At 59.2% G+C, this 10,262-nt stretch carries 10 protein-coding genes and 1 tRNA gene; 8 read left to right on the top strand and 3 right to left on the bottom strand.

Features of this window, described 5'->3' with window-relative positions; all coding sequences use genetic code 11:
* Nucleotides 1-167: 167 nt before the first annotated feature.
* Both PMX21_RS09395 and PMX21_RS09390 read right to left on the bottom strand, forming a co-directional pair.
* Nucleotides 168-1,175 carry a DUF5692 family protein gene (locus tag PMX21_RS09395; protein WP_271759228.1) on the bottom strand — a complete coding sequence of 336 codons (1,008 nt, stop codon included), beginning with the start codon at nucleotides 1,173-1,175 and terminating at the stop codon, nucleotides 168-170.
* 63 nt (nucleotides 1,176-1,238) lie between these two features.
* Nucleotides 1,239-1,901 carry a TetR/AcrR family transcriptional regulator gene (locus tag PMX21_RS09390; protein ID WP_195445876.1) on the bottom strand — a complete coding sequence of 221 codons (663 nt, stop codon included), beginning with the start codon at nucleotides 1,899-1,901 and terminating at the stop codon, nucleotides 1,239-1,241.
* A gap of 189 nt (nucleotides 1,902-2,090) precedes the next feature.
* Between PMX21_RS09390 and PMX21_RS09385 the strand changes: the two genes are divergently transcribed.
* The 7 genes from PMX21_RS09385 to PMX21_RS09355 all read left to right on the top strand — a co-directional run bounded on the left by PMX21_RS09385 (nucleotide 2,091) and on the right by PMX21_RS09355 (nucleotide 9,272).
* Nucleotides 2,091-4,868, top strand: coding sequence for an FAD-dependent oxidoreductase (locus PMX21_RS09385; RefSeq protein ID WP_271759227.1), 2,778 nt, complete (start codon nucleotides 2,091-2,093; stop codon nucleotides 4,866-4,868).
* A gap of 96 nt (nucleotides 4,869-4,964) precedes the next feature.
* On the top strand, nucleotides 4,965-5,393 hold the full coding sequence (locus PMX21_RS09380; RefSeq protein ID WP_271759226.1) for a hydrogenase maturation nickel metallochaperone HypA/HybF: 429 nt from the start codon (nucleotides 4,965-4,967) through the stop codon (nucleotides 5,391-5,393).
* Nucleotides 5,394-5,798: 405 nt separating this feature from the next.
* Nucleotides 5,799-6,788 carry a PTS sugar transporter subunit IIB gene (locus PMX21_RS09375; protein ID WP_238022764.1) on the top strand — a complete coding sequence of 330 codons (990 nt, stop codon included), beginning with the start codon at nucleotides 5,799-5,801 and terminating at the stop codon, nucleotides 6,786-6,788.
* A gap of 18 nt (nucleotides 6,789-6,806) precedes the next feature.
* Nucleotides 6,807-7,625: a PTS mannose/fructose/sorbose transporter subunit IIC gene (locus PMX21_RS09370; protein ID WP_195445880.1), complete on the top strand. Its 819-nt coding sequence runs from the start codon at nucleotides 6,807-6,809 to the stop codon at nucleotides 7,623-7,625.
* Between the two features lie 16 nt (nucleotides 7,626-7,641).
* The gene (locus PMX21_RS09365) at nucleotides 7,642-8,562 is read left to right on the top strand and encodes a PTS system mannose/fructose/sorbose family transporter subunit IID (RefSeq protein WP_271739910.1); all 921 of its coding nucleotides are present in this window, start codon (nucleotides 7,642-7,644) and stop codon (nucleotides 8,560-8,562) included.
* Nucleotides 8,563-8,683: 121 nt separating this feature from the next.
* Nucleotides 8,684-9,082: a DUF956 family protein gene (locus tag PMX21_RS09360; protein WP_238022763.1), complete on the top strand. Its 399-nt coding sequence runs from the start codon at nucleotides 8,684-8,686 to the stop codon at nucleotides 9,080-9,082.
* 114 nt (nucleotides 9,083-9,196) lie between these two features.
* Nucleotides 9,197-9,272 (top strand) — tRNA-Arg (locus tag PMX21_RS09355).
* A 358-nt stretch (nucleotides 9,273-9,630) separates the two neighbouring features.
* Here PMX21_RS09355 and PMX21_RS09350 read toward each other — a convergent pair.
* Nucleotides 9,631-9,861, bottom strand: coding sequence for a helix-turn-helix domain-containing protein (locus PMX21_RS09350; protein WP_271759225.1), 231 nt, complete (start codon nucleotides 9,859-9,861; stop codon nucleotides 9,631-9,633).
* Nucleotides 9,862-9,987: 126 nt separating this feature from the next.
* On the opposite strand from PMX21_RS09350, the gene PMX21_RS09345 reads away from it, so the two are divergent.
* The coding region (locus PMX21_RS09345) for a hypothetical protein (RefSeq protein WP_271759224.1) at nucleotides 9,988-10,262 on the top strand (275 nt) is incomplete at its 3' end.

Raw genomic sequence — 10,262 nt, 5'->3', positions numbered from 1 at the left:
ACCCCGGAGGAGTTCCGGAGACAGTCCCTTGCGGCGTAGTTCTTATTTAAGCCGTCCAAGTTTTGGGGTGCAGTTCACGAATCACATTCCGGGGGCTCTGCAATGCGTTGAGTTGCGCGGAGCCGGCTATGCTGCTTCGCGCTCAAGCGATGTCTGCGCCAGGCACGTTACTCGGCGTGCGCGTAATCAACCTTGGCGCGGCGGGCAGTGGCCTTCTCCCAATCGCTGGTGCCCTCAAAGACATCCTGCTTGTAGGGATTGCGGCCGAGCTTCTTGGCACGGTAGGCGACGTAGATGATCGCGGCGACGTTGGCGACCAGCGCGGCGACCGAGACCGCGGTGGCGGCGCCGGGATCGAGCGTGGAGTGCGTCACAAAGATGGACTCCTCCTGGAAGTACGGGAACACCTGGGCAAACATGCACCAAATGGCCAGCGTAAAGGCGCGGTTCTGAATCCAGCCGCCCTTGTTCCAGATAAAGGCGGCGACGGTGGGCGCCAGCAGCAGCGCAAAGCCGCAGAACCAGGAGTGGGTGGGCAGGCAGTTGTAGGTGTAGCAGAAGTTCCAGATATCGTAGGCGATGATGTAGACCCAGGTCATGTCGGGCCACAGCATGTCGGTCTTGTCCTCGGAGGCGTAGACGCTCCACCAACCGGTCATGCAGAAGATGTTGATGATGCCCGCGATACCGTTGAACACGTTGTTCCAGCCGGCCAGCTGCGTGGCGCCCTCGGAGGTGACCCAGGTGGACTCGCCCAGGACAAAGAAGTGATAGGCGCTCTCGAAGTCGGACACGACGGCGATCATGATGTTGATGGCGACGATCACAAACGGCCACGCGCGGAACCAATGCGCCTTGCCGATCTTGCCCCACTGGTACTTAATGGCAATGAAGCCCCAGCAACCAGCCAGCGCCGCGTACACCTTGGCGTAGTGGAACCAGCTGTTCTGGTACACATGGGTGGGGTTGGTGAGCGCCCACTCGGCACCCTGCGAAACGCCGACGGCGATGGCGACGCAGTAGATGGTCATGGCCAGCGGAGCCACGCCAAAGATGATTGCCGCGCCCAGCTTGGTGCGGCGGCCGACCTCGTTGAGCACGATCAGGCCAATAAAGACCATGGCCCAGCCGGCCCAGTGGATAAGGGTATCGCTACCCCAAACATCGAACAGCATGCTGCTCTCCTTTCACACGCCCGCGGCCCCTCTTCTGATCGCGGGCAGTTTGGCCAAATGTCGTCAGTTCTGGGGCTTGCGCTCCGGATACTTGGCGGTATAGCCCTCGATGTGGAGTGTCGAGGCGATGATTTCCTTGACCGTCTCGTCGGGCACATCGGGGTGCGTGCGGATATACATCAACAACCCCATGATGAGGGTGTAGAACGTCTCGTAGACATGGTCGATGCGTAGCTCATGATGGGCGGCAAAATCCACCACGGTGGTGTCGCAGATATACTGCGCCACACGCTGGACCACGTTGTGCAAAAAGCCGCCGTAGAGCGCGCCGCTGCTCGAGGTAAGCGTGCTCGGCAGCTCGTGGCCGCTGACGACCAGGCGCTTAAAGAGCGGGGCGACGGTGTCGAGTGCGCCCTCGATATCACCGACGGTGCGGTTGGCATTCCACTGCTCGAGCTCGGAGATAAAACCGTCGATCGCCTCGTCCATGACGGCGGTGACAGCGGCGTCCATGTCGGCAAAGTAGTGGTAGAACAATGAGCGCGTGCAGCCGGCTCGCTTGGTCACGGCCGAGACGGATAGATGCGACACGCCTAGCTCAGAGCTCACGGTGCGCACGGCGGCGAGGATCTCGCGACGGCGTTCGTCGCCCGTCAAGCGCTTTGCCGCGCTATCGGATGCGGGGACGGCATCGACCACAGAGGTATCTGCTGTGTTGTTGCTCATGTTTTGCCGCCTTTCATCCTCTTTTGCCTGACCGTTCGCCTAACAGTCTTGAATATTGTTGACGGTTCGTCAATACTATTTTTGACACAATGTCAACTAATGGCGGGTGAACGGCATGGGGGCATGCCCGGCCTGCAAAAAAGAGGGGTGCCGCGGTCTCGCCGGGCTGTGGCAAGAGAAGGGACAACCATGATTCTCAACGGACCGGGGATTAGCTACACCGAGCCCGACATCGGTTCGGAGTTCGTGCCGCCGCTGCCGGAGCATCCGCGCGAGGCCATCGTCAAGCTGTGCGAGCACTGCACCAACCGTCTGCTGCATCGCGATGAGCTGCTGGGCTACGAGTACTGGTCGTTTGCCGAGGCCGCGACTGACGAGCAGGCCGAAGTGCTCTGCAAGATGAAGATGCGCCGTCCCTATACGCTGCCCGAGATGGTCAAGCTCACCGGCATGCCCGAAGCCGATATCGAGAAGATGCTCGACGACATGAGCTACACGGGTCTGCTCGAGTACAACTGGGAAAACCCCGAGCGCGCCAAGCAGTGGGTGCTGCCCATGCTGGTGCCGGGTTCCGCTGAGTTTCTCAACATGCGCGTGAGCCAGCTCGAGGAGCACCCGGTCTATGCCAAGTTCTTTGAGCAGGCGTCCAAGGGACCGCTGTCCAAGGCCACGCCGATGGTGCCGCCCGGTGGTGCCGGCATCGGCATGCATGTCATTCCGGTCGAGAAGGCTATCGACGCCGCGAGCACCTCGGTGCCGATCGAGCATATCGAGCATTGGCTCGACAAATACGATGGCAAATATGCCGCTAGCACCTGCAGCTGCCGCGCGAGCCGTCGCGTGATGGGTGAGGGCTGCGCCGACGACCCGGCCGATTGGTGCATCGCCGTGGGCGATATGGCCGACTACGTGGTCGAGACCGATCGTGGCCATTACGTGACCCGCGACGAGGTCTACGACATCCTGCGCCAGGCCGAGGACAACGGCTTTGTGCACCAGATCACCAACATCGACGGCGAGAACAAGATCTTCGCCATCTGCAACTGCAACGTCAACGTGTGCTACGCCCTGCGCACCTCGCAGCTGTTCAACACGCCCAACCTGTCGCGCTCGGCCTATGTCGCCAAGGTCGAGAAGGACAAGTGCGTGGCCTGCGGTCGCTGCGTTGAGGTGTGCCCGGCCGGTGCCGCTAAGCTGGGCCAGAAGCTCTGCAGCAAAAAGGCCGGCGGACAGGTGCCCGAGTATCCGCGCCAGGAGCTGCCCGATGCCACCAAATGGGACCACGCCAAGTGGTCGCCCAACTACCGCAACGACAACCGCATCGAGACGTATGAATCCGGCACCGCACCCTGCAAGACGGCCTGTCCCGCGCACGTTGCCGTTCAGGGCTACCTTAAGCTTGCTGCCCAGGGTCGCTACGACGAGGCGCTGGCGCTCATCAAGCGCGAGAACCCGCTGCCCGCCATCTGCGGCCGCGTGTGCAATCGCCGCTGCGAGGATGCCTGCACCCGTGGCCGCGTGGACGCCGCCGTGGCCATCGACGAGGTCAAGAAGTTCATCGCCCAGCGCGATCTGGATGCCGCGACCCGCTATGTCCCACCTGTGGTGACCCCGACGCGTGCCGGCGGCTTCGACCAGAAGATCGCCATCATCGGTGCCGGTCCGGCCGGCCTGTCCTGCGCTTTCTACCTGGCCGAGAAGGGCTACAAGCCCGTCGTGTTCGAGAAGAACGAGCGCCCGGGCGGCATGCTCACCTACGGCATTCCCAGCTTTAAGCTGCAGAAGGATGTCATCGAGGCCGAGGTCGAGATCATTCGCCTGATGGGTGCCGAGTTCCGCTATGGCGTGGAAGTCGGTCGCGACGTGACGCTCGACGAGCTGCGCGCGCAGGGCTTTAAGGCCTTCTACGTTGCCATTGGCTGCCAGGGCGGCCGCCTTGCGGGCATTCCGGGCGAGGGTGCCGAGGACGTGACCGTGGCCGTCGACTTCCTTCGCGAGGTTAACAGCGGCAAGATCGATTCCCTGTCCGGCCGCACCATTGTGGTGGGCGGCGGCAACGTGGCCATCGACGTTGCCCGCAACGCCTGCCGTCTGGGCTCTGAGCATGTTGAGATGTTCTGCCTGGAGAGCGAGGCTCAGATGCCCGCCAGCGAGGAGGAGCGTCGCGAGGCCGTTGAGGACGGCGCTCACATCAGCTGCGGATGGGGCCCCAAGGAGATTCACCTGGACGAGGCCGGTCGCGTGTGCGGCATCACCTTCAAGCGCTGCACGCGTGTCTTTGACGACGAGGGCCGTTTTGCGCCCGAGTACGACGAGAACGATCTGCGCCGTGTCGATGCCGATCGTGTCGTTATGTCGATTGGCCAGTCCATTGTGTGGGGCGACCTGCTGGCTGGCTCCAAGGTGGAGCTTGGCCGCGGCCAGGGCGCCCTTGCCGATCCCCAGACCTATCAGACTGCCGAGCCCGACATCTTTGTGGGCGGCGACGTCTACACCGGTCCGAGCTTTGCCATCGACGCCATCGCCGCCGGTCACGAGGCCGCCGTGTCCATCCATCGCTTTGTGCAGCCGGGATCCACGCTCACCATCGGCCGCAACCAGCGTCGTTACACCGCGCTCGACCGCGACGATGTCGTGATCGAGAGCTACGACAACGCGAGCCGCGAGGTGGCGCATGTCGACCGCGAGCGCGAGAAGGCTGCGCCGTTTAGCGAGTACGTCGAGACCTTTACCGAGGAGCAGGTGCGCGCCGAGACCGCCCGCTGCCTGGGCTGCGGTGCCTCGATCGTCGACCCCAACAAGTGCATCGGCTGCGGTCTGTGCACCACCAAGTGCGCGTTCGATGCCATCCACCTGGATCGCGATCGCCCCGAGTGCTCCACGATGGTCAAATACGAGCAAAAGCTTCCGAGCCTTGGCAAGTATGCTTTAAAGCGTGCAATCAAAATCAAGTTCGGTCGTAAATAGGTAACCATGGCGGGTAAGGGGACGGCGCAGGCTAGATTTTGCCGTCCCCTTGCTTTGAGTTTGCATCGCATCAACCGTTGTTGAAAGGTTTCTACCTTGCATGAATTGGGAATCGTTTACCACATCATTCGCGATGTCGAGAACGTGGCGCGCGCCAATGGCGTGAGTCGCGTTTCGAGCGTCACGCTGCTGCTGGGCGAGGTCTCGGGCGTCGTTCCCGACTTGCTGCTCGACGCTTGGCGCTGGGCGGCAGATAAAAAGCCCATCGCGCAGGGCGCGGAGCTTATTGTGGAGCCCGTCGAGGCCGTGACGCATTGCGAGGCGTGCGGCTGCGACTACGCGACGGTCGAGCACGGCAAGACCTGCCCCCATTGCGGTAGCGGCGATACCTATCTGCTCCATGGCCAAGAGGTCATGATCAAGCAGATTGAGACCCCCGACGAGGAACCGGCAGACGCTGCCCCCGACGGCCCTTCCGACGTCCCCGACGCCGTCGACGCCGCCAACCCCCTCCACATCGTCTAGGATCCCCTATAAGTTGCGGTGAAATAGTTCCTAAATCCAGCCTTCTGGCTCTTAAACAAGAACTATTCCACCGCAACTTTTTTGAGTGGTTTCGTAGATCATAAGTCGCGCAAATAGTCAAGCCATGTCTGTTTAAACAAAATGGTGACAGTACGAGCACATTCGCATTTGCTTAATATCGATATTAATGAACAGCTTGCTTGTATCTATAAAATACATAGCTTGATGAGCGACGCTTTATCAGGTAATGAGTCGAAAAACAGTAATGTAATCAATTTGTAACAAACCTAGACGTTTAAACAAATAATCCAACCTTTTGCGGATTTAGCTATAATTCCACAAACCAAACAGGTATACTTCCTTCATGTCGTGTAGGAATTACGTAGACAAAAAGGAGGTTATGTGATGGTAAGTATTGTTCTTGCTAGCCACGGGGACTTGGCAGCTGGAATCAAGCAGACGGGCTCGATGGTCTTTGGCGATCAGCCGTCTGTGGCCGTGGTCTCGCTCGAGCCGAGCATGGGCCCCGACGACTTCCGTGCTAAGGTCGAGGAAGCAATCGCTTCCTTCGAGGACCAGGAGCAGGTGCTCTTCCTCGTTGATCTGTGGGGCGGCACGCCGTTCAACCAGATTAGCGGGCTCATCGAGGGCCATGATTCCTGGGCTATCGTCACCGGTGTCAACCTGCCTATGCTCATTGAGGCATATTCGCAGCGTTTTGATGCAAAGAACACTGCACATGCGATCGCAAAACATCTCGTGACTGAGGCAAAGGCTGGCGTGCGCGTCAAGCCCGAGTCTCTGGAGCCCGAGGAGAAGAAGCCGGCTGTGGCCGCCGCTGCTCCTGCAGGCGCCATCCCTCCGGGAACGGTCATCGGCGACGGGCACATCAAGATTGCCCACGTCCGTATCGACACCCGTCTGCTGCATGGTCAGGTGGCCACCACGTGGACCAAGCAGATCAACCCCAACCGCATCATCGTGGTTTCCGACGGCGTTGCTCACGACGAGCTCCGCAAGACCATGATCGAGCAGGCTGCCCCTCCGGGAGTCCATGCCAACGTCGTGCCCATCAAGAAGATGGCTGAGGTCGTCAAGGACACGCGTTTTGGTGACACCAAGGCCATGCTGCTCTTCGAGAATCCGCAGGATCTGCTCAAGGCCATCGAGGCCGGCGTCGACATCAAGGAAGTCAACATCGGTTCCATGGCTCACTCCAAGGGCAAGGTCGTCGTCACCAACGCCGTCGCTATGGGCGATGACGACGTCAAGACCCTCGAGGCCCTCAAGGCCAAGGGCGTCAAGTTCGAGGTCCGCAAGGTTCCTTCGGATGCCTCCGAGGATCTCGACGCCATGTTGAAGAAAGCTAAGGCCGAACTGGCCGCTCAAGCATAGTAAAGGAGGGTCCGATACATGTCTGCAATCACTATTCTGCTTGTTGCGATTGTCGCGTTGCTTGCCGGTATGGAAGGCATTCTGGATGAGTTCCAGTTCCATCAGCCGCTCGTGGCATGCACGCTTATCGGTCTCGTAACCGGTCACCTTCAGGAGGGCATCCTCCTGGGCGGTTCGCTCCAGATGATGGCCCTTGGCTGGGCTAACGTCGGCGCCGCCGTCGCGCCTGACGCCGCTCTGGCCTCGGTCGCTTCTTCGATCATCATGGTGCTCGCCCTCAACGGCGGCGCCACTGATTCGGCCAAGGCCGTTACCGCGGCCATCGCCGTCGCCGTCCCGCTGTCGGTCGCTGGTCTGTTCCTGACCATGATCTGCCGTACCATTGCTACCGCTATCGCTCACGCCATGGACGGTTGCGCCGAGAAGGGCGACTTCTCCGGCATCGAGCGCTGGCAGTACGCTGCCATCCTCATGCAGGGCCTTCGTATCGCCATCCCGGCAGTACTTCTGTGCGTCATCCCGGCCGAGGCTGTTACCAACGCGCTTAACGCTATGCCCGACTGGCTGTCCGGCGGCATGGCCGTCGGCGGCGGCATGGTCGCTTCCGTCGGTTACGCCATGGTCATCAACATGATGGCCACCAAGGAGACCTGGCCGTTCTTTATCCTCGGCTTTGTCCTTGCTGCCATCCCTCAGCTCACGCTGATCGCCCTTGGCCTCATCGGCATCTCCCTTGCCCTCATCTACCTTGGCCTTAAGGATCTGGCCAAGCAGGGTGGCGGCATGGGCGGTGGCTCCGGCGACCCGCTCGGCGACATTCTGAACGATTACGAGTAGGAGGGGAGTGATACATATGGCAGAGAACAAGATTCAGCTCACCAAGGCTGACCGTAAGAAGGTTTGCTTCCGTCATCAGTTCCTTCAGGGCTCGTGGAACTACGAGCGTATGCAGAACGGCGGCTGGTGCTTCGCAATGATCCCTGCGATCAAGAAGCTCTACACCAGCAAGGATGACCAGATTGCCGCTCTTAAGCGCCACCTGGAGTTCTATAACACCCACCCCTATGTTTCCGCCCCCGTCATTGGCGTTACCCTCGCCCTCGAGGAGGAGCGCGCCAACGGTGCCCCGATTGACGACGTCGCCATCCAGGGCGTCAAGGTCGGTATGATGGGCCCGCTCGCCGGCGTCGGCGACCCTGCCTTCTGGTTCACCCTTCGCCCGATTCTGGGCGCTCTGGGCGCTTCCATGGCCCTGTCCGGCAGCATCGCCGGTCCGCTGCTGTTCTTCTTCGCGTGGAACATCATCCGTTACGCCTTCCTGTGGTACACGCAGGAGTTTGGCTACAAGGTCGGCTCCTCCATCGCCAAGGACCTCTCCGGCGGTCTGATGGGCAAGGTCACCGAGGGTGCTTCCATCCTGGGTATGTTCATCATCGGTGCCCTGGTCGAGCGTTGGGTGTCCATCTCCTTCACCCCGGTCGTCTCCAAGGTCACGCAGTCTGCTGGCGCCTTTATCGACTGGGCTAGCCTGCCCTCCGGCTCCGAGGGCGTCAAGGAAGCGCTGACGATGTACAACTCCATCGGTGCTACCGCCCTTGATCAGGTTAAGGTCACCACGCTTCAGGCTAACCTCGATCAGCTCATCCCCGGCCTTGCCGCTGTGTGCCTGACCCTGCTGGTCTGCAAGCTCCTCAAGAAGAAGGTCAGCCCGATCGTCATCATCCTGGCTCTCTTCGCCGTCGGCATCATCGGTCGCGTCTGCGGCTTCATGTAAGCACGCTTCGGCTTAAGACCGAGAGTTGCTAGGCAAGGGCTTTTGAGCCATTGAAACGGACCGCACCCGGTGGGTACACTGGATGCGGTCCGATTGTTTTTTATTGGAGGGCGAGGCGCGTATGGCGCAATCTCAGAACAGCACGGTCGATCTGGCAACGCCGGCAACCTGCCTGATGGGGCTTACCAGTCACGGTAACGTAATGGTGGGCAATAAGGCGTTTGAGTACTATAACGAGCGCAATCCCGAGGATTATATTCAAATCCCGTGGGACGAGGTCGACTATATTGCCGCCGAGGTTTTGCGCGGCACCAAGAAGATCACGCGTTTTGCCATCTTCACCAAGGACAACGGTCACTTTACGTTTTCGACGCGCGACGACAAAGAGACGCTTCGTGCGGTCCGCAAGTACGTCGACGAGGATAAGCTCGTGCGTTCGCCCGACTTTATCGATGTGACCGCCAAGGGCGCCAAGAGCATCCCTTCCGTCATCAAAAGCCTCTTTCATAAAGGCAACTAATCTCCTGCGACGTTCTTAAACGACTAGTCATTAAAGAGCGTCGCAGACGACTATCTCGAAGAGCGGCTATGCGCTGCATGGTAGTGGCGTAAATCTGCTACACTAGTACAACATGCCTCCGTAGCTCAGGGGATAGAGCACCGCTCTCCTAAAGCGGGTGTCGACGGTTCGAATCCGCCCGGGGGCACCAGAGAAATAGCAGGTCAGACGGTATAAATCGTCTGACCTGTTTCTGTATGGATAGGGGTAAAACCCGCCTGAGGGGTGAAAAAGGGGTGAAAGTTCATTCTATGGGGAAAACATCGCGACTTCATATTTCACCCCAGAGTTTCACCCTCAGGGCCGGTTTTCAACCCTTCCCACAGCCTACGGGCTGGATGTGGGACCCTCCGGCTATGGAAAGCGTTGAAAACCTAGGCTGTCGTTGCCGTAGGGCAAGCCAGTTTCCGGCAGCCCTTTGATACCTTTTGATTGCTATTGAAGCCCTGTTGGACATTAGATGACGTTGGAAGTCTGTCCTTTCGTTCTAATTCGATTTGTGCTCTGTCTTATTTGACAAAGAGGTCAGAGTTGAAGAACTCTTTCAGGGAAACGCCGAGCCCTTGTGCAATCCGGTCGATATTTTCAATTGATATGTTCCGCTTGCCGGTTTCGACCTCAGCGAAGTATGTTCGGGACATTTCGATAGAGTACGCAATAGTTTCCTGGCTATAGCCGAGTTCGTTTCTCAACTCTTTTATTCTCAGCCCGACCCCCATCTTTATATCTAACTGAGTCATTGGCACCTCCTAATAGGTTGTGCCAATGATTCGTTTCGGTTCTATATGAGTCACACCTATATAAGTGACAATTTGGAATACAATGCCGCTAAGTTAGACCTCTGATAATTGAACTGGAGTTTGCCGATGGATGAGTACGGCTCTCGGGAAATTAAACGATCGGATTCGACGGAGGAGGAGAACGCTAAGAAGCCGCTCATGCTCTTCGGACGCGAGTTCTCCCGCAAGCAGGTCTGCGCGGCTGGCGCAGGAATCCTCTGTGCGGCGCTTCTCATCGGCGGCGGTGGGTATGCCATCACACATGCGGATTGGAAGGGCAAAGCGAATGTCCCTGCGGTATCCCAGTCAAAGGACGATGAGGAGCAGGACATGGTGCTTTCCCTTGAGGTGAAGGCTGACGG

Source organism: Collinsella aerofaciens (genome assembly GCF_028209885.1).
In the GTDB taxonomy this organism is placed as follows: domain Bacteria; phylum Actinomycetota; class Coriobacteriia; order Coriobacteriales; family Coriobacteriaceae; genus Collinsella; species Collinsella aerofaciens_BA.
Note: the sequence above shows the minus strand (reverse complement) of the source record. Positions and strands in the feature narration are given on the sequence as shown.

Excerpts from the sequence above, each read along its gene's own strand:
- PMX21_RS09395 (WP_271759228.1), bottom strand. The coding sequence starts at position 1,175 with ATGCTGTTCGATGTTTGGGGTAGCGATACCCTTATCCACTGGGCCGGC.
- PMX21_RS09390 (WP_195445876.1), bottom strand. The coding sequence starts at position 1,901 with ATGAGCAACAACACAGCAGATACCTCTGTGGTCGATGCCGTCCCCGCA.
- PMX21_RS09385 (WP_271759227.1), top strand. The coding sequence starts at position 2,091 with ATGATTCTCAACGGACCGGGGATTAGCTACACCGAGCCCGACATCGGT.
- PMX21_RS09375 (WP_238022764.1), top strand. The coding sequence starts at position 5,799 with ATGGTAAGTATTGTTCTTGCTAGCCACGGGGACTTGGCAGCTGGAATC.
- PMX21_RS09370 (WP_195445880.1), top strand. The coding sequence starts at position 6,807 with ATGTCTGCAATCACTATTCTGCTTGTTGCGATTGTCGCGTTGCTTGCC.
- PMX21_RS09365 (WP_271739910.1), top strand. The coding sequence starts at position 7,642 with ATGGCAGAGAACAAGATTCAGCTCACCAAGGCTGACCGTAAGAAGGTT.
- PMX21_RS09360 (WP_238022763.1), top strand. The coding sequence starts at position 8,684 with ATGGCGCAATCTCAGAACAGCACGGTCGATCTGGCAACGCCGGCAACC.
- PMX21_RS09350 (WP_271759225.1), bottom strand. The coding sequence starts at position 9,861 with ATGACTCAGTTAGATATAAAGATGGGGGTCGGGCTGAGAATAAAAGAG.